Here is a 20,169-nt window from a genome sequence, read left to right on the forward strand (position 1 = left end):
TTATGCGGTATTAATCCTCCTTTCGGAGGGCTATCCCCCACTACAAGGCAGGTTGCCCACGTGTTACTCACCCGTCCGCCGCTAGATTGTCTCCGAAGAGACTCTCTCGCTCGACTTGCATGTGTTAAGCACGCCGCCAGCATTCATCCTGAGCCAGGATCAAACTCTCAATTTAAAAGTTTAATCTTAGCTTTTCGCTAATTATTTACTGTAAAAGAATTGCTGGTTCTTTATCTTAATCTGTTTAATTTTCAAAGACCATGTCGCCCTCAAGCGACCTCTTAATATTATCATCTTTTCAGAATCATGTCAACACTTTTTTAAAAAAGTTTTTTAAACTTAAATATGTGTTGTTTTTGTTACTAAGTTTGCCATGCATATTAGCAACGTATTACATCTTATCATAATCTAATTCTTAAGTTGTGAATTTTCACTATATATATGAGCTTTATATTAATATATCTTTAAAATACTATTTATATCTACCTGTTTCCTATATTGACACACTTGGATAAGTATATTTGAAGATCTTAAATCTATCTATTAATTAACTATGTAATTTATATAGAAAAGCATGAGTTATACAGAAAAAAGTATAACTCATGCTTTTAAATTTAAATATTATTCTTCATTATCATCTTCATTACTAATTATAGAATCATCAGTATCTTCTTGGTTTACTTCTATTACATCGACTATATCAACTTCTTTAGAATCCTCTTGGTCTACAGCCTCTTCTTCAAGACCTTCTTCACTAATGGTTATCTTAGCTATAGCAACTATCTTTTGCTCCTCATTAGTTCTCATAAGTCTTACACCCATAGCACTTCTACTTGTTATTGATATATCCTGGACATTTATTCTTATAGCAACACCACTAGAGTTTATAAGCATTAATTCATCCTCGCCTTTACATACTCTAGCTGATACAACAAATCCTGTTTTTTCAGTAATTTTATATGTCTTTACTCCTTTTCCGCCTCTGTTTTGAATAGGATATTCCTCAACTTTCGTTCTCTTACCATATCCTTCCTCACTTACTACAAGGAGTTCTTCACCAGGTACAATTATATCCATAGCCACTGCTATATCATCTTCTCTTAAAGTTATTGCTTTAACTCCTGATGCATTTCTTCCCATAGGTCTTACATCTTTTTCATTGAACTTTATGGAATATCCATATTTAGTTACCATTATGATTTCAGCATCCCCATGGGTTACTTTTACTTTTAATAGCTCATCGCCTTCTCTTAGACCTATAGCATTTAATCCATTCTTTCTTATTGCTGCATATTCTTTTAGCCTAGTTTTCTTAATAATACCTTGCTGTGTAGTCATTATTAAGTAACCATCTTCATCCATATTTTTAATATCTATAGATAATACATCTTTAATTCTTTCATCCTGAGTTAACGGTATTAAGTTTATTACATTGGTTCCCTTAGCAGTTCTACCTGCATCTGGTATTTCATATGCCTTTAACCTATAAACCCTCCCCCTATTTGAGAAGAATAATAAATCTCTATGCGTAGATGTTATTATGACCCTTCCTACAGAATCATCTTCCTTAGTGGTCATAGCTTGAATACCCTTTCCACCTCTCTTTTGAGCAGAGTATGTATCAGCGGATATTCTCTTTATATAACCTGTATCTGTTAATGTTATAACTACATCTTCTTCTTGAATTAAGTCCTCTATATCAATATCATTTGCAACCTTCTCTATAGCAGTTCTTCTTTCATCTGAATAAGATGTCTTTATTTGCAATAACTCATCTTTTATTATATTTAATACTAACTGTTCTTTTTCTAGTATTTCTCTTAATCTATGAATTAAAGCCATTAACTCATTATATTCAGCCTCAATCTTATCTCTTTCAAGACCTGTAAGCCTTCTAAGTCTCATATCTAGAATTGCTTGTGCTTGTTTTTCACTTAATCCGAACCTAGAAATAAGTGTTTCTCTTGCAATTTCACTTGTCTTAGAGCCTCTTATTATACTTATAACTTCATCTATGTGATCTAAAGCTATTTTTAGTCCTTCTAAGATATGCGCTCTCTCTTCAGCTTTATTTAATTCAAAAGCTGTTCTTCTTCTTATAACTTCTTTTTGGAAATCTACATAATGACTTAAAACCTCTTTTAAGTTTAAAACTTGGGGTTCATTATCAACTAAAGCAAGCATTATAACTCCAAAGGTATCTTGCATCTTAGTATGTTTATATAATAAGTTTAATACAACACTTGGATTTGCATCTCTCTTAAGTTCTATAACAATTCTCATACCATCTCTATCAGATTCATCTCTAAGATCCGATATTCCGGTTATTTTCTTATCCTTAACAAGATCCGCAATATTTTCTATAAGTTTAGCCTTATTTACTTGATATGGTAACTCTGTAACTATTATTGTATGCCTACCATTTTCTTCTTCTATCTCTGCTTTAGCTCTTACAAGGATTTTACCTCTTCCAGTTTCATAAGCCGCTCTTATTCCTGATGTTCCCATGATTGTTCCAGCTGTAGGAAAATCTGGTCCCTTTATCTTAGTCATAAGTTCAGTAACAGTAATTTCTGAATTATCAATAAGCATTATAGTTCCATCTATAACCTCACCTAAGTTATGTGGAGGAATATTTGTAGCCATTCCTACAGCTATTCCTGATGATCCACTTACTAAAAGATTAGGAAACCTAGATGGTATTACTGATGGCTCTTTTTCCTCTCCATCAAAGTTAGGAATGAAATCAACAGTATCTTTGTTTATATCCCTTAGAAGCTCAATAGCAATCTTACTCATCTTTGCTTCTGTATATCTCATAGCTGCGGCTGAATCCCCATCTACAGAACCAAAGTTTCCGTGTCCATCAACCAATGGATATCTTATAGAGAAGTCTTGTGCCATTCTTACTAGTGCATCATAAACTGATGAGTCACCATGAGGATGATACTTACCCAAAACGTCCCCAACTATTCTAGCACACTTTCTATATCCCTTTTCAGGACTTAGTCCTAATTCCTGCATAGAGAATAGGATTCTTCTATGAACTGGTTTTAGACCGTCTCTAACATCTGGAAGAGCACGACCTACTATAACGCTCATAGCATAATCTATATAACACTTTTTCATTTCATTTTTTATGTCTACGGGTACAACATTTCCTTCATTGTACATGTTCTTCACCTCATTAAATCACTATATATCTAGGTTTACTACCTTCTTTGCATTCTTTTGTATGAATTCTCTTCTTGGCTCAACCTTATCTCCCATTAATATAGTGAATATTTCATCTGCAGCCATAGCATCATCAATATTCGCCCTTAAAAGTATTCTTCTTTCAGGATCCATTGTTGTTTCCCAAAGCTGCTCTGCATTCATCTCTCCAAGACCCTTATATCTTTGAATCCCTACACTACTATCTTTTCCACCAAGCTCATTTAAAATATTCTCTAACTCTTTATCAGAATAAGCATAGAATTCTTTTCTGCTCTTATCAACTTTATATAAAGGTGGTTGAGCTATATAAACGTGTCCTTGCTCTATAAGCTCTCTCATATAACGATAGAAGAAGGTTAATAAAAGAGTTCTAATATGAGCACCATCCACATCGGCATCTGTCATTATTATTATTCTATTATACCTTATCTTTTCTATATCAAATTCATCACCTATACCAGCTCCAAAGGCTGTAATCATTGATCTTATAGTATCTGAGTTTAAAATTTTATCTAGTCTCTGCTTTTCTACATTCATTATTTTACCTCTTAAAGGTAAAATCGCTTGGAATCTTCTATTTCTTCCCTGTTTTGCAGATCCACCCGCTGAATCTCCTTCGACTATGTATATTTCACACTCTGAAGGATCCTTAGATGAACAGTCTGCAAGTTTTCCAGGAAGAGATGTTCTCTCTAATACTGATTTTCTTGTAAGTTCTCTAGCTTTTCTTGCTGCCTCTCTTGCCCTAGCAGCTACAAGCGCCTTATCAATTATTATTTTACCAACGTTAGGATTCTCTTCTAGGAATGCACTTATTCCATCAGCAACTATAGTTTCAACTACACTTCTTATCTCACTAGTTCCGAGCTTTGTCTTTGTCTGTCCCTCAAACTGAGGATCAGTTAACTTAACAGATATAACAGCAGTTAATCCTTCTCTTATATCATCACCTGATAGATTTTTATCATTTTCTTTTAAGTATCCGAACTTTTTACCATAGTCATTGAATACTCTTGTTAAAGCCGTCTTAAATCCAACTAAATGAGTACCTCCTTCTATGGTTGCTATATTGTTGGCAAATGAGAAAATATTTTCTGCATAACTGTCATTATACTGAAGAGATACCTCCACAGTATGATCGTTCTTTATTCCCTCTACATATATTGGCTCCTTATGAAGAACCTCTTTATTTCTGTTTAGGTATGATACAAAGGATTTTATTCCACCTTCATAATGATATTCCTCTACCTTGTCATCTCTCTCATCAGCTAAGGTTATATTTATTCCCTTATTTAAAAATGCAAGCTCTCTTAATCTTTGTGATAAAATCTCGAAATCATATTCAGTTTCCTCAAATATCTCAGGGTCAGGTTTAAAATAAGTTTTAGTTCCCTGACCATCACTTGACCCTACTTTTTCAAGGTCACTTTTTACAATCCCCTTTTCATATCTCTGCTTCCAAACCTCTCCATCTCTTGTTACTTCAACTTCACATTCTGATGATAAAGCATTAACAACAGATGCACCAACTCCATGGAGCCCTCCAGATACTTTGTATCCTCCTCCTCCAAATTTACCTCCAGCATGAAGAATTGTCATTATTACTTCCACAGTAGGTTTTCCCATCTTAGGGTGTATACCAACTGGCATACCTCTACCGTCATCTCTAACACTTATGGAATTATCCTTGTGAATAGTAATATTTATTTTCTTACAAAATCCCGCTAGAGCTTCGTCTATACTATTATCAACTATTTCATACACTAAATGATGAAGTCCTCTTGAGCTTGTAGTACCAATGTACATTCCAGGTCTTTTTCTAACCGCTTCTAATCCTTCTAAAACCTGAATTTGACTTTCATCATAGGATTGATTATTTTGTTCCACTATAAAAAACCTCCTAGCTTAACCAATTGTTAAAGGTCATAGTTTATATCTGTTCTCTTAGTTAACGTAGCAGATGATATAGGTGAAAGATATATCTTTGATTTCTTATTAACCTCTGCAATAACAAAAGATTTTGGCTTTTCCTTAGTTATTCTTTGAACAAACCCGTCTTCTTCAGCTAATCTTAAAAATTGTGTAGTATCTGAGCTATACATACTTGTTTCTATATCAAATATTCCTATAACATCTTTTACTGGAACCACTACATTTTCTCCTAAATGCAAAAACACATTTTCTCCTCCTCTACTCTTTTATATGACCCTCTTCCACATTAAACACTTTATAATTTCCATGTAAATTTTCATTGATGTCTTCTATTCCTGTACATGTTATTATAGTTTGAATGTCATCAATTGAACTCAATATATACCTTTTTCTGTTTACATCAAGTTCTGATAATACATCATCTAATAATAATACAGGATGCTCTCCAGTTAATTCTTTTATTATTTTAAGGGAAGCAAATTTCATTGTTAAGACAGCAGTTCTCTGTTGACCTTGTGATCCAAAGCTTTTAGCATCTATATTGTTTAAATATATTCCTAAGTCATCTCTGTGAGGTCCAACAGAGGTATTACCTTTATCCATATCTTTTTTCCTATTAGCACTTAAATTACGCTTTAAATTTTCCTTTATATCCTTTGAAAGGTCAATAGAGGTAATATATCTAAATTCTATTTCTTCTTTATTGGATGTTATATCCCTATGTATATCTTTTCCATGATCATTTAATTTATTTAAGTATTCTAACCTTTTTTTTATTATATACTCACCAAAAGAACTCAGCTGTTCATCATAAATGTCAATCATTGATGAATCAGAAGTTCTTTTTTTTAATATAATATTTCTTTCGTTTAAGACTTTATTATATTGAACTAAGGAATGATAATACTTAGGATTTAACTGAGCTATCTCCATATCGATAAATTTTCTTCTAACACCTGGTGATTCTTTCACAACCCTCAGGTCTTCTGGTGAAAACATAACTACGTTAAATACCCCAATAAGCTCTGAAATTTTACTTATTTTTATTGAGTTTATAGTTATTGCCTTCTTCCCATTCTTTAGAATATTTATATTTATCTTTTTATCCAGTCTCTCTTTGGATACCTGGAGATTAATTATTGAATTTTCTTTATCCCATTTAATAAGTTCTTTATCTTTACTTGTTCTATGGGATTTTCCAAATCCACAATAGTATATGGATTCTAATATATTAGTTTTTCCTTGGGCATTGTTTCCCTTAAAAACATTGACACCTTTTACAAGGTCTATACTAAGTAACTCATAATTTCTATAATCTTTTAACTGCAAATATTTCACATACATATGAAACACCTATTTAAAATTATATCATATTTGGTTTCAAATAAATTATATAACTTTATAACTTTCTCCATTAAATTCGATAACATCGCCTTTTTTAAGCTTTTTACCCCTTTGGGTACATACTTCACCATTAAGGTATACTTCTCCTTCTTGGATAACAATTTTAGCTTCTGATCCCATGCTAACAGCACCAGACCATTTTAAAAAGGCATCTAGTTTTATTATATCCGTTTCTACACTAACTTCTATCATTTTTTCCTCCTAAAAAATTATTTAACTAATCTAACTGGAAGGACAAGGTACTCACAGTTTTGTGCATTTTTATGCTTTATAATGCATGGACTTACAGCACTTGTAAATTCTAATGTTACTTCTTCCTCTTCCATTATCTTTAAAATATCTATTAAGTACTTAGAGTTAAATGCAATTTGAAGAGGTTCCCCTTGCAATTCTATGGAAGCTTCTTCCCTAACCTTTCCCAATTGAGAATTAGAGGTTATGATTAAGGTCTCGGGTTGTATGTCTAATTTTATTAAATTGCTATTTCCATCTTTGGCCATAAGGGAAGCTCTTTCAATACAGTTTTGAAGTTCTTGTTTGTGCACAGTTATTTTAAGTTTATGTTCTTGAGGAATTATTGAGGTGTAATTTATAAATTCACCTTCTAAAAGCCTAGATATAATTTTTGTAACCCCAAGATTAAATAGTATATGGTTAGTGGTAAATGTTATATTTACTATTTCTTCACTTTCCTCTAGTATCTTAGCAACCTCATTTAAAGTTTTACCAGGAATTACAGCGCTTATAGTATTTTCAGTATCTAAAAGCTCACTTCTTAATGCAAGTCTAATACCGTCTAATGCTACTAAGTTTAGCGTCTTTTCCTTAACTTCAAATAGTATTCCTGTAAGTATAGGTCTTGTTTCATCTTGAGCAACTGCAAAGGATGTTCCTTTTATCATATTTTTTAATGTTCCCTGTGGTACAGAGAAAAATTGGTTCTCATTTATTTTTGGTAAGCTAGGAAATTCATCTGCATTCATATGAACAAGTTCGAAGTCTGACTTTTGGCAATGAATACTAAGAATGTTGTTTTCCTTTGATTCTAATGTTACTTCTGAATTAGGAAGTTTTCTTATTATTTCTCCGAATATCTTTGAATCTACAACTAATCTTCCTTCTTCTATTATTTGAACATCTATTTTTGTTTCAATACTTAAATCTATATCTGACCCTATAAGTTTAAGTTCATTTTGTCTTGCTTCTAGGTAAATACCTTCTAGTATATTCATTGGTGATTTACCAGTTACAGCTTTTTGAACTATTGATATTGCTTCTTGTAATTTGCTTTTTTCACATATTAGTTTCATTATAAAAACCTCCTAAAGTTATTCACAATAAAAAGATATATTTTTACTTAGATATTATAATATAGATAAATATATTTATAGTAATAATAGTAGTAGGGGCTGTTAATTTGTTGATAAGTGCCTCTAGCCCTTAAAAATCAATAATCTAAAGACAAAAATAAGTGTGGATAAGATTGAAATAAGTCAGGTACCTTATCCACATTGTTAACGTCCACCTATATTGTTTTTAGTTATCCACAGTAAATACATATTCTATTATATACAACTGTGAATTATTTATCTGTTAATTTTTTTGTTATATCATTTATTGCAGTCTGTAGAGTTTCATCTACTTTTAATCCTGCTGAAATTTTCTCGTATGCATGTATAACAGTTGTATGGTCACGACCACCAAACTCTTCTCCAATTTTAGGTAAGGACATATCTGTAAGCTTTCTAGATAAGTACATAGCAATCTGTCTTGGATAGGCAACATTTCTAGTTCTTCTTTGAGATTTTAACTCTTCAATTCGAAGGTTGTAATAACTAGAAACTACATCTTGAATTATATCTATTGTTATATGTTTTGTTTGTTTATTAGATATAATATCTTTTAATGCTTCAGAGGCTAGGTCAACTGTAATATCTCTATTTGTAAGAGAGGAGTAAGCAACTATTCTAATTAGTGCACCTTCAAGTTCTCTTATATTAGACTTGATTTTAGTTGCTATATAGTGCATAACCTCATTTGGAACATTTAGATTTTCAACATCAGCCTTTTTCTTTAATATTGCTATCCTAGTTTCAAAATCAGGAGCTTGTATATCAGCAATAAGTCCCCACTCAAACCTAGATCTAAGTCTATCCTCTAAGGTTGGTATTTCCTTAGGCGGTCTATCACTGGATAAAATTATTTGCTTATTAGCTTCGTGTAGAGCATTAAATGTATGGAAGAATTCCTCCTGAGTTCTTTCTTTACCTGCTATGAACTGTATATCATCTATTAAAAGTACATCTATATTTCTATATTTGTTTCTAAACTCAACGTTTTTATCATCTTTTATTGAATTTATAAGTTCATTTGTAAATTTCTCAGAGGATACATAAACAACTTTTGCTTTAGAGTTATTATTAAGTATGTAATGTCCAATTGCATGCATTAAGTGTGTTTTACCAAGTCCAACACCACCATATATAAATAGAGGGTTATAAGCTTTTGCTGGAGATTCTGCTACTGCTAGAGATGCTGCATGAGCAAACCTATTACTGTTACCTATAACAAAAGAATTAAAGGTGTATTTAGGATTTAAAGTAGCAGTCATCTCATCACTTGGACTCACATTTGATGCAGAAGGTTCTTTTTTCTGCTCTTTCTTTATCTCCTCCTCATCTGGTTCTTCTGAAAGTATTACAAATTCTAGATTGTACTTTTTAGAGCATATAAGTTTTATAGCATTTTGAAGAAGATCCTTATATCTTCCTTCTAATATATCTTTAGTAAAATTATTTGGAACCCCTAAGCGTATAGTATCATTGGTAAAAGATAAAGGAGTAGCGCTCTTTATCCAAGTATTAAAGCTCACTTCAGTAAGCTCCCCCTTTAAGATGTTTAAGGTTTTTTCCCATATTTCTTTAAGTTGGGTATCCATTTCTTATCCTCCAGTCAAAAATTCAATATTTAAAAAAAATTTTTTATATCAAAAAAATATAAACTAACAAGATTTAAACATAGTTATACACAATATCTAATCATATTGACAAATGGGCATAAAAATATTCACATGTTGATAAATTTGTATATAAAATAAAAATAATTAAGTTATCAACAATTGTGTAAAATAAAAAATAAACATAGTCAACATGTAATAAATTTAGTAAAATAGATAAAAATAATATATATAGTACTAAATTTTCTACAAGTTATATAAAGTTATGCACATAGTTATCAACAGTTGTGGATAACTATGGGTACTCAAAAAGTTATTCACAAGTCTTTTTAATAATATCACAAAGAAATAGAGGGATTCAATAACTTATCCACAAAAAGAGTTACTTGTATAGAAAATTATTAACAGTATGAAGCATTCTTGACATAATAGAAGCTAAAATATATAATTATAAAGTAAAACCTAAAATGATTATTTTAGATAGTAAGTAACTTGCTATAAATAAAAATAGCTAGAAGGGGGTGTAGACATATGTTCATGACATATCAACCAAAAAAGAGACAAAGAAAAAAAGAGCATGGCTTCAGAAAGAGAATGAAGACTAAGGCTGGAAGAAATGTTATTCAAAGAAGAAGACTAAAAGGTAGAAAGAGATTGACAGCATAAGGGCCGCATTTGTGGCCTTTTTCTGCAATTAGCAGGAAAAAGGAGATTTGGTTTTACATGAAGGGCGAAAGATTAAGAAAAAATGCAGAATTTAGATCTGTATATAGAAGAGGTAAGTCTTTTTCTAATGAATTATTAGTACTTTATGTATTTAGAAGTAATAGAAATAGAGATGAGAAAGGAATTCCTTATAATAAAGTAGGAATTTCTGTTAGTAAGAAAGTTGGAAAAAGTGTAATTAGAAGCAGAGTTAAAAGACTTATAAGTGAAAATTACAGATTAAATAGAAAAGGTTTAAAAAAGGGCTATAATTTCGTATTTGTGGCCAGATCAGCTATCAAAGAAAAAGATTATAAAGATGTAGAAACTGCTATGTTAAATTTATTTAAGAAGGCAGGAATATATAATAATGATGAGAAAAATCCTAATTAATATTATTAGATTTTATAGAAAGTATATTTCGCCATTAAAAAAACCCTGTTGCAGGTTTTACCCTAGCTGTTCCCAGTATGCTTTAGAAGCTTTAGAAAAGTATGGAGCATTAAAGGGGACATTTTTAGCAATTAAAAGAATATTAAGATGTAATCCATTCTGTGAAGGTGGATATGATCCTGTTAAATAATTTAAGAAGGAATCAGGAGGTTTTTTCATTTGGAGGCTTTAAGAAATTTTTTAAGCTCATTTTTTGAGCAAATTCATAACTTAATTGGCACAGTTGTATCCTCAGAAGGAGCAGCTTATGGTTTAGCCATAATAGTATTTACTATAATAGTAAGAATTTTATTACTTCCTTTAAATATAAAGCAAACAAGATCTCAAGTTAAAATGCAAGAGGTTCAACCTGAAGTTCAAAAGGTACAGAATAAGTATAAAAATGATCCTGCAAAGGCTCAACAAGAAGTAATGAAGCTTTATAAGGAATATGGTGTAAGTCCTTTTAGTGGATGTCTTCCATTAATAATACAAATGCCAATATTATTTGCTCTTTATTATGTATTTAATAATTTACAGGGAATAGATGGAGCAGCCTTTTTATGGATACCAGACCTAGCTAGTCCAGATCCTCTTTACATTTTACCAGTATTATCCTTTGTAACTACATATTTATCTTCAGCTTTAATATCTAGTAAAAATAAGGATAATCCACAAGCAAAGTCTATGTCTACTATGAATTTATTTATGGCTGGATTTATAGCATTTATGTCACTAAAGTTTAAATCAGCATTAGTTATATATTGGGTTACAAACAGTTTAATTCAAATAATCCAAACCTTAATAATGAAGGCTTTAGATGATAAGAAAAAGAAGGCTAATGCTTAATTTTAGAGAATGGATTTCTTGATAAAAGGTGGGTGAATAAGGGAAAATGAAGACATTAGAAATTTCAGGTAAAACAGTTGATGAAGCTTTAAAGAGTGCTTTAAAGGAATTAAATGTTACGGAAGATAAGGTAGAAGTTGAAGTCTTAGAACAAGGTTCTAAAGGTCTTTTAGGACTTATTGGAGCTAAACCTGCAAAAATTCTTGTAAAACTTAAGAATAATTATGCTGATTCAGCAAGAGAATTCTTAGGCAATGTACTGGATTCTATGGGAGTAAAGGCAGAAATACAAATTAAAGAAGAGAAGGATACTATAAAAATATCTCTTGAGGGCCCTAATATGGGGGTTGTTATAGGATATAGAGGTGAAACATTAGATTCTCTTCAATACCTAGTAAGTTTAGTTATAAACAAAGGAAATGATGAGCAATATAAGAGAGTTGTATTAGACTCAGAGAATTATAGAGCTAAGAGAGAAGAAACATTAAAAAGATTAGCAAGTAAGACTGCTTATAAGGTTAATAAAAATGGAAGATGCTTTAGACTTGAAGCAATGAATCCATATGAGAGAAGAATAATTCATGCAGCACTTCAAAATCATCCAGATGTGTACACATATAGTGAAGGTGATGAGCCGTTTAGAAGAGTTGTAGTAGAAGTTAAAAAGAAAAAGACATCCTAATAGGATGTCTTTTTCTTTTTAAAAATAACTTAATATTTACCTTTAAGTTTAAGATAAATACCTTTTAAAGAATATTAAATTATTAGTGTAAAATATATAGAAAAATTAAGGGGAAGATAATGTATTCTTTCTCTTAAGTGTATTACAAGGATTATATAAAAATCCTAAATTTATTGGAACCTAAAGGGGGAGAAGTTAATCTAATACATAGAGTTTTTTAAATGGAGGGGTATATGGACAAGTTAGTAGAAGAAGCTAAAAGAGGGGATAAAAAAGCTTTTATAGATTTAATTAGAGGGGTAAGAGGTGACTTATATAAGGTAGCTAAGGGGTTTTTATCCTGCGAAGAGGATATTAAGGATGTTATATCAGAGACCATAGTAATTGCATATGAAAAGGTAGGAACATTAAGGAATAATGAGTATTTTAAAACCTGGATTACCAGAATTTTAATTAACAAATGCAACTTAATTTTAAAAGAAAAAAAGAAGATAACCTACTTATCTGATATAAAAGAAATAAGTTATCCACAAGACTTTAGAAATATTGATTTATATAGGGCTGTGGATAATTTAAGTGAAGAGATAAAGATGGTAATTGTGCTTTATTATTTTGGAGACTACCCTGTGGATAAAATTTCAGAAGTTTTAGATATAAAAGAGGGAACAGTAAAATCAAGATTATTTAGAGGGAGAAAAAAATTATTTGAAGTTCTAAGGGAGGGGGAAGAAAAAAGCTATGTTAAATAAGGATATAGATTTTAAAATAAAAAAAGAACTTGGAGATATAAGTGTTAGTGAAGACTTTATTGATTTTACTGAGGAGGTATTAAAAAACTTACCTGAAAAGAAAAAAATAATAAACAAAAGAAATATGCTTAAGAAAGGGATTATGGTTGCTGGAATTAGCAGTATAGTCTTAATTGGAAGCTCATTTATGTATCCTGCCATGGCAAAAAGCCTCCCTGTGGTTAATAAGATATTTGAAAAATTTTATGAATATGGTTATGTTTCTAAGGAGTATGTTAACTACTTAAATACTATAAACCAAAGTGATAACAGTGAAGGCGTAACAATAAATTTTGATGACATAATCATAGAAAATGGATCTCTTATATTAAACTATAGAATTATAAGTAATAAGGAATTCGCATCTGTGGCTGGAATATGGGATTCTGTTTTAAATATAAATGGGATAAAGTTAGATGATCCTAGAACTGATGATTTTAGTAAACTTATAAAAGAGGATGAGGGAAAGTATTACTATGATCAAGTGTCAGAAATTGATATATCCAATATAAATCTAGAAGATTTTAAAGAGAATATTGAGATAGAATTTATAATTAAGAATTTAGATGGAATAGATGGAACATGGAGATTTGCTTTAAAGACTGAAAAGGAAAAAATTTATGGAAAAAGCAAGATGGTAAACTTAAATATAGATGTTAAATGTAGAGAAAACTTATATACAATAAAGAAGGTAACTTTAGGAAGTTTTAAATCTAAAATAGACTTTGAAGGTAGAGAAGAGAATGAAGATATAGGACTTCCCATAATAGGGGTATTTACTGATAAAGGAGACATACTTAAACCATTTAGAGGAGAGTCAAGTAAAGAAAGGGGAGGTAAAGAAAGAGGAAGCGTAATTACTAATTCTATTAGGGAAATACCATCAAAACTAACCTTTATTCCATATAAAATTATAGAAGGGACTACGGATAATATTAAACCTATAAAAAAAATAAGTGTAAGAGAATTTATGCAAAATAATAAACCAATAGATATTAAGGCGGGAGAAAATGTAAATATTAGAATAGGAAGAGCTAATATAGATGAGAATATGTTAACAATAGATTTTAATATAGATGGATATGGAGTATATGCTAGTTTAATAGATGTTGAAGATAGCAATGGAGAAAAAGCTCTGTGGAATTCTGGGAATAATCCATCTATAAATAGATTGGATAATGGAAGAAGACTATATTATATAGATCCTGATAAGGAATATTATATAAATATATACAATCAAGATGATTATATTACCCTAGATCTAGATAATATAAAACACGTAGAACTAGATTAAACATAAAAATTGTATTTTAAATAAGCAGATAATTTAAGTTACCTGCTTATTTTTTTATTTTATGGATATTAATTAGTAATATATGAGAAAATCCAAATGATAATAAATTTTTAATTTCTATTATTATTTGCATTAACTCAATAAATTTAATCCTTTATATTAATGGTGTATAGAGATAAGAAAATTAAGGTTCTATGGAACTTTAATCCACAATCAGGAAGACATAAAGACCCTATATAAGGAACTTTTAATACATACATATAATAGTTATGTATATAAGACAAGTATTTATATAATAATGGCATAAAATTCAGTCTGTAAAGTAAGAAAAAAATAGTTTAAAATATAAGGATGAAAATATAAATAACTAAAGAAAAAAATTTTCTTTTAATAGTATTTTAGGGTATACTATTATTTAGTGATTTTTGTTTGAAACCGTTAGAGTTTAAGGGTTTATGTGATAAAATGGAATATTATAAAAAGGAGGATATGTATGAGAGATTTTGATACAATAGCAGCCATTGCAACAGCTATTGGAGAAGGCGGAATTTCAATAATAAGGCTATCAGGAACTAAAGCCTTAGATGTTGTATCATCAATATTTAAAGGAAAGAACAATAGACCTTTAAATGATATAAAACCATATACTATGAGATACGGACATATTATAGATAAAAAAACTGGTGAGGTTTTAGATGAGGTAATAGTTTCATATATGAAGGGCCCTAGAAGTTTTACAGCAGAGGATTGCGTTGAAATAAATTGTCATGGTGGAGTATTTTCAACTAATAGGATACTTGAAGAAGTTATAAAAAATGGGGCAAGGAATGCAGATCCAGGAGAGTTCACAAAGAGAGCATTTCTTAATGGAAGAATTGACTTAACTCAAGCAGAGGCAGTAATTGATTTAATAAATGCAAAAACTGATTTATCTATGAAGTCTGCACTACTTCAAAGTGAGGGTAGGATATCAAAGGAGATAAATGAGATTAGACATAGATTATTAGGAGCTATAGCTCATATAGAGGCAACTGTAGATTTTCCGGAAGAAGATCTTGAAGAGATTACAGGAAACCAAGTATCAGAAAGCTTAAGAAGCATAATAAAAGATATACAAGGTCTCCTATCTACAGCAAATGAAGGAAAGATACTAAGAGAAGGACTGAACATGGTTATAGTAGGTAAGCCTAATGTAGGAAAATCATCTCTTATGAATAGTCTTCTAATGGAAAAGAGAGCTATAGTTACAGAGGTTGCTGGTACCACAAGAGATGTAATTGAAGAATATATAAACATAAATGGAATACCAGTTAAGATAGTAGATACAGCAGGAATAAGAGAGACGGAAGATATTGTTGAAAAAATTGGTGTAGAAAAAAGTAAAGAAAAGATAAATGAAGCAGATTTAATTGTTTTTATGTTGGATTTAAGCAGAGAGCTTCATGAAGAGGATAGAGAGATAATTGAATATATAAGGGATAAAAAACACATAATTCTTTTAAATAAGGTTGATTTAGATAAAAAACTTTACATAGAAGATTTACAGGGAATAAACAAAGAAAATATCCTTACTGTATCAGCTAAAACAGGAGAAGGTATAAGTGAGTTAAAAGATAAGATAAAGGATATGTTCTTTAGTGGAGAAATTTCAGCTACAGAGGTTATGATAACAAATAGTAGACATAAAGAAGCTTTATATAAGGCTGAGGAGAGATGTAAAGCAGCTCTTGATACATTAGATATGGGAATATCAATAGACTTAGCGTCTATCGATGTTAGAGCTGCATGGATGAATTTAGGAGAAATTACAGGAGAAACTTTAGAAGAGGATATTATAGATAAGATATTCTCAGAATTCTGTATAGGAAAGTAGGTGCATTATGAAAAAATACTTAAGAGGAGAATATGACGTAGTTGTAATAGGAGCTGGACACGCAGGGTGTGAAGCAGCTCTTGCTTCTGCGAGAATGGGTATGAAAACCCTTATAACAACTTTAAATTTAGATAGTATAGCTATGATGCCTTGTAACCCTAATATTGGGGGAACTGCTAAGGGTCATTTAGTTAGAGAAATAGATGCTCTAGGTGGGGAAATGGGAATTAATATAGATAAGACCTTTATCCAATCTAGAATGCTTAATACATCAAAGGGACCAGCAGTTCATTCATTGAGAGCTCAAGCTGATAAAAAGAGATATCAAGATACTATGAAAAGCGTTCTTGAGAATCAAGAGAACTTAGATGTAAAACAATGTGAAGTTGTAGATATAGACCTTACTGACGGAAAGGTAAGTGGAGTAGTTACCAGTACAGGAGCTAGTTATAACACAAGGGCTGTTATAGTGGCTTCAGGAACCTATTTAAGAGGTAAGATAATAATAGGTGAGTTTAGACAGGATAGTGGTCCAAATGGCCTTGCAGCTGCAACTGAGCTAACAAATACATTAAAGAGGTTTGGTATATCTTTAAGAAGATTTAAAACAGGAACTCCAGCAAGAGTTAACACAAGGTCTGTAGACTTCTCAAAGATGGTTGAACAAAAGGGAGACGATAAAATAGTACCATTCTCATTTATGAATAAAAATATAGATAGAGAACAAATATCTTGTTGGTTAACTTACACTAATGAAGAAACTCATAAAGTTATAACAGATAATATAGATAGATCACCACTTTATAATGGAGAAATAGAAAGTGTGGGACCAAGATACTGTCCTTCAATAGAGGATAAGGTAATGAGATTCCCAGATAAACTTCAACACCAAATATTTATAGAACCAGAGGGTGAAAATACATTAGAAATGTATGTTCAAGGAATGTCTAGTTCATTACCAGAAGAAGTTCAAATAAAGATGTTAAAAACAATACCAGGTCTTGAAAATGCAGAGGTAATGAGAACAGGATATGCTATAGAGTACGATTGTGTAGATCCATTAGAATTAAAGCCTTCCTTAGAGCTTAAAAAGGTAGATGGGCTGTTTGGTGCAGGTCAGCTCAATGGAACCTCAGGATATGAAGAGGCTGCATCTCAGGGGCTTATAGCAGGGATAAATGCAGCTCTAAAAGTACAGGGAAAAGCTCCATTAATACTTACTAGATCCGATGGATATATAGGTGTATTAATAGATGATTTAGTTACAAAGGGAACTAATGAGCCATATAGAATGATGACTTCAAGAGCTGAGTATAGATTACTTCTAAGACAGGATAATGCAGATTTAAGATTAACTGACATAGGAAGACAGGTAGGACTTGTATCTGATGATAGATATGAGAAATTCTTAACTAGAAAATCTCAAATAGAGAAAGAATTAGAGAGAATAAGGAATTTACAAATTACTAATAAAAAAGAGATAAATGAATTCTTAGTAAGTTTAGGTTCAGCAGAGCTTAAGAAACCTATAAGTTTATACGAATTAATAAAGAGACCAGAACTTGATTATTGGATGGTAGAAGATTTAGATAATGATAGACCAGAGTTATCTAAAGATATTGAAGAGCAAGTTGGAATAATTTCTAAGTATGAAGGATATATAGAAAAACAACTAGATCAAGTTAATCAATTTAAAAAATTTGAAAAGAAATTAATGCCAAGTGACATAGAGTATGATAATATAAAGGGTCTAAGAATAGAAGCAGTTCAAAAATTAAGTGCCATAAGACCAATTAGCATAGGCCAGGCATCAAGAATATCAGGGGTATCACCAGCGGATATATCTGTGCTTTTAATATATTTAGAACATAAATATAACAATTAACCTATTGGAGGATTTATATGATTTATTTTGATCTTATGAAAGATGCATGTGATGATGTTCATATGTCATTTAATGAGGATAAATATAATAAGTTTATTTTATATAAAGATTTACTTAAGGAATGGAATGAAAAAATAAATTTAACAGCTATAACAGAGGATGAAGCAATAATAAAAAAGCATTTTATAGATTGTATAAAGGCATTTAAATTTCAGGAATTTAAAGAAGCTAAGAGCATTATTGATGTAGGAACAGGTGCAGGTTTTCCAGGATTACCAGTAGGAATAATGAACGAAAATACCAATGTACTTCTTTTAGATTCATTAAATAAGAGAGTAAACTTTTTAAATGATGTTATAGATAAATTAGAGTTAAAGAATTTTAAAACTCTTCACGGTAGAGCAGAAGAAGTATCAAGGAAGAAAGAGTATAGAGAAAAATTCCATATAGCTACTTCAAGAGCAGTTGCTAATATGTGTGTATTAAGTGAATTATGTCTGCCTTATGTAAAGGTAGGGGGATACTTTGTTGCTTTAAAGGGTCCAGCAGTAGAAGAAGAGTTAAGTGATGCAAGAAACGCTATAGGACTCTTAGGTGGTAAACTAGAGACTATAATTCCAGTAGAGGTTGAGGGAACAGATTTAAATCATAATTTGGTTATAATAAAGAAGGTAAAAGAAACTCCAGCAGTTTACCCAAGAAAAGCAACTAGTATAACTAAGAAACCTATCAAATAACAACAAAATATGAAGCTTAGGATAATTATTTGTCTTAAACTTTTTTAAATAAAAAAGAGGAAAAATTTTATTAAATGTAGAAATGTTAATATAAGGAAGATAGCGAGGGATGGTACGGGTATGCAAAATGAAGTTTGTTATGTGGATCCAGAATTAATTTATCCTAACTTATATCAACCTAGGAAGGTTTTTGATGAAGAGGCTATAGAGGAATTATCTAAGTCAATAAAGACTTATGGAATAATACAACCTCTTTCAGTTAGGAAAAGTCATGATGATAAATATGAATTAGTGGCTGGAGAGAGAAGGCTTAGAGCTGCAAAAAAAGCTGGATTAAAACAGGTTCCAGTTATAATTGTAGAAATAAATGAAAGAGATTCTGCAGCTATAGCATTACTTGAGAATATACAGAGGGAAAATCTAAATTTTATAGAAGAAGCAGAAGCTTACTATAACCTAATTAAGATTCATTCATACACTCAAGATCAATTAGCAGAATTTATAGGTAAAAAGCAATCCACCATAGCTAATAAATTAAGAATTCTTAAATTATCTGATGAAGTAAGAAGTATATTATTAGAAAAAAAGCTAACAGAGAGACATGGAAGAGCTTTATTAAAACTTCCAGATGAAGAAATGCAATTATATGTATTAGATTTAGTAGTAAAAAGAGGACTTAATGTAAAAAAGACAGAAGAACTTATAGAGAAAGAATTATTAAAGCTTGCTAATAAAGAGATAGCTACGGATGGTAAAAAAAGAATAAAGGGAGTATTCTCTTCTAAGATATATATAAATACCATAAAACAGGTCTTTGATAAGTATGGTATAAACGCTGAATATAAGTCTAAGGATTTAGATGAATTTGTAGAGGTTACAGTTAGAATACCTAAAGGTAAATAATAAAATAAGACTTAACTAAGTTAAAGTTTCTATGCTATATAAATTATGATTTAGGTAATTAATAACATTATAATATGTATACTTAGTCTTTTAGATAAGAAATATTAGAAGTTAAGATATATAAAGAAGAATGTTTCACATGAAACATTCTTCTTTATGATGTAGATTTTTAGTAAATATAAATTATTTTAATAGAATAAAGTTATTAATAATCTAGAATTATAATATAAATATATTATAATTACAGAAGCATATAATTAAGATTTAATTAATCTATTGGTATAGTTAAATTTTAAAATAAGAGCAGTTATAGAGTTTTAATATTAATCCTCAACTTATTCTTTTAAAATATCGTTGATTCCTCTTTCTTTAGCCATATGTATAAATTAATTTTTAAACTTAAATCCCTATATAAAGCGTTTAGTAAAAACCTGATTTTATAGGATTATTAAAAATTACAAGTTAAAAGACTTAAGCCATGGATAAGTTAGAGTATCAGAGATTTTTTCATAG

Annotated in this window: 18 protein-coding genes and 1 rRNA gene; 11 read left to right on the forward strand and 8 right to left on the reverse strand. The window is 30.5% G+C overall.

Features of this window, described 5'->3' with window-relative positions:
• The 8 genes from BR69_RS0111165 to dnaA all read right to left on the reverse strand — a co-directional run.
• A 16S ribosomal RNA gene (locus tag BR69_RS0111165) occupies positions 1-175 on the reverse strand; the annotation flags it as partial.
• A 446-nt stretch (positions 176-621) separates the two neighbouring features.
• Entirely contained in the window at positions 622-3,174 is a 2,553-nt protein-coding gene (gene gyrA, locus BR69_RS0111170) for a DNA gyrase subunit A (RefSeq protein WP_034849805.1), read from the reverse strand.
• Between the two features lie 21 nt (positions 3,175-3,195).
• Positions 3,196-5,103 (reverse strand): DNA topoisomerase (ATP-hydrolyzing) subunit B, encoded by a 1,908-nt coding sequence (gyrB, locus tag BR69_RS0111175; RefSeq protein ID WP_027633274.1) that lies wholly within the window; start codon positions 5,101-5,103, stop codon positions 3,196-3,198.
• A 29-nt stretch (positions 5,104-5,132) separates the two neighbouring features.
• Positions 5,133-5,393, reverse strand: coding sequence for an extracellular matrix regulator RemB (gene remB / locus BR69_RS0111180; RefSeq protein WP_027633275.1), 261 nt, complete (start codon positions 5,391-5,393; stop codon positions 5,133-5,135).
• A gap of 13 nt (positions 5,394-5,406) precedes the next feature.
• Positions 5,407-6,492 (reverse strand): DNA replication/repair protein RecF, encoded by a 1,086-nt coding sequence (recF, locus tag BR69_RS0111185; protein WP_027633276.1) that lies wholly within the window; start codon positions 6,490-6,492, stop codon positions 5,407-5,409.
• Positions 6,493-6,537: 45 nt separating this feature from the next.
• Complete coding sequence (locus BR69_RS0111190) at positions 6,538-6,744, reverse strand: RNA-binding S4 domain-containing protein (RefSeq protein ID WP_027633277.1); 207 nt, start codon at positions 6,742-6,744, stop codon at positions 6,538-6,540.
• 17 nt (positions 6,745-6,761) lie between these two features.
• Positions 6,762-7,862, reverse strand: a complete 1,101-nt coding sequence (gene dnaN, locus BR69_RS0111195) for a DNA polymerase III subunit beta (protein ID WP_027633278.1) — start codon at positions 7,860-7,862, stop codon at positions 6,762-6,764.
• Between the two features lie 272 nt (positions 7,863-8,134).
• Positions 8,135-9,490, reverse strand: a complete 1,356-nt coding sequence (gene dnaA / locus BR69_RS0111200; RefSeq protein ID WP_027633279.1) for a chromosomal replication initiator protein DnaA — start codon at positions 9,488-9,490, stop codon at positions 8,135-8,137.
• Positions 9,491-10,039: 549 nt separating this feature from the next.
• Here dnaA and rpmH point away from each other — a divergent pair.
• The 11 genes from rpmH to noc all read left to right on the forward strand — a co-directional run bounded on the left by rpmH (position 10,040) and on the right by noc (position 19,656).
• Complete coding sequence (rpmH, locus tag BR69_RS0111205) at positions 10,040-10,174, forward strand: 50S ribosomal protein L34 (RefSeq protein ID WP_027633280.1); 135 nt, start codon at positions 10,040-10,042, stop codon at positions 10,172-10,174.
• A 57-nt stretch (positions 10,175-10,231) separates the two neighbouring features.
• Positions 10,232-10,606, forward strand: coding sequence for a ribonuclease P protein component (rnpA, locus tag BR69_RS0111210; RefSeq protein ID WP_027633281.1), 375 nt, complete (start codon positions 10,232-10,234; stop codon positions 10,604-10,606).
• Positions 10,587-10,796: a membrane protein insertion efficiency factor YidD gene (yidD, locus tag BR69_RS0111215; protein ID WP_027633282.1), complete on the forward strand. Its 210-nt coding sequence runs from the start codon at positions 10,587-10,589 to the stop codon at positions 10,794-10,796. Before rnpA ends, yidD begins: the two co-directional genes overlap by 20 nt.
• Before the next feature lie 29 nt (positions 10,797-10,825).
• Complete coding sequence (locus tag BR69_RS0111220; protein WP_027633283.1) at positions 10,826-11,494, forward strand: membrane protein insertase YidC; 669 nt, start codon at positions 10,826-10,828, stop codon at positions 11,492-11,494.
• Positions 11,495-11,540: 46 nt separating this feature from the next.
• Positions 11,541-12,176, forward strand: coding sequence for an RNA-binding cell elongation regulator Jag/EloR (gene jag, locus BR69_RS0111225; protein ID WP_027633284.1), 636 nt, complete (start codon positions 11,541-11,543; stop codon positions 12,174-12,176).
• A gap of 233 nt (positions 12,177-12,409) precedes the next feature.
• Positions 12,410-12,925, forward strand: a complete 516-nt coding sequence (locus tag BR69_RS0111230) for a sigma-70 family RNA polymerase sigma factor (protein ID WP_242840689.1) — start codon at positions 12,410-12,412, stop codon at positions 12,923-12,925.
• Positions 12,915-14,258 carry a DUF4179 domain-containing protein gene (locus BR69_RS0111235; RefSeq protein ID WP_027633286.1) on the forward strand — a complete coding sequence of 448 codons (1,344 nt, stop codon included), beginning with the start codon at positions 12,915-12,917 and terminating at the stop codon, positions 14,256-14,258. Before BR69_RS0111230 ends, BR69_RS0111235 begins: the two co-directional genes overlap by 11 nt.
• A 493-nt stretch (positions 14,259-14,751) precedes the next feature.
• Positions 14,752-16,131, forward strand: a complete 1,380-nt coding sequence (mnmE, locus tag BR69_RS0111240) for a tRNA uridine-5-carboxymethylaminomethyl(34) synthesis GTPase MnmE (protein ID WP_027633287.1) — start codon at positions 14,752-14,754, stop codon at positions 16,129-16,131.
• A gap of 7 nt (positions 16,132-16,138) precedes the next feature.
• Positions 16,139-18,016 (forward strand): tRNA uridine-5-carboxymethylaminomethyl(34) synthesis enzyme MnmG, encoded by a 1,878-nt coding sequence (gene mnmG, locus BR69_RS0111245; RefSeq protein ID WP_027633288.1) that lies wholly within the window; start codon positions 16,139-16,141, stop codon positions 18,014-18,016.
• Between the two features lie 17 nt (positions 18,017-18,033).
• Positions 18,034-18,753, forward strand: a complete 720-nt coding sequence (rsmG, locus tag BR69_RS0111250) for a 16S rRNA (guanine(527)-N(7))-methyltransferase RsmG (protein WP_027633289.1) — start codon at positions 18,034-18,036, stop codon at positions 18,751-18,753.
• A 120-nt stretch (positions 18,754-18,873) separates the two neighbouring features.
• Entirely contained in the window at positions 18,874-19,656 is a 783-nt protein-coding gene (noc, locus tag BR69_RS0111255; RefSeq protein WP_027633290.1) for a nucleoid occlusion protein, read from the forward strand.
• Positions 19,657-20,169 lie beyond the last annotated feature (513 nt).

The organism is Clostridium hydrogeniformans DSM 21757, assembly GCF_000686705.1.
GTDB classification, from domain to species: domain Bacteria; phylum Bacillota; class Clostridia; order Clostridiales; family Clostridiaceae; genus Clostridium_Z; species Clostridium_Z hydrogeniformans.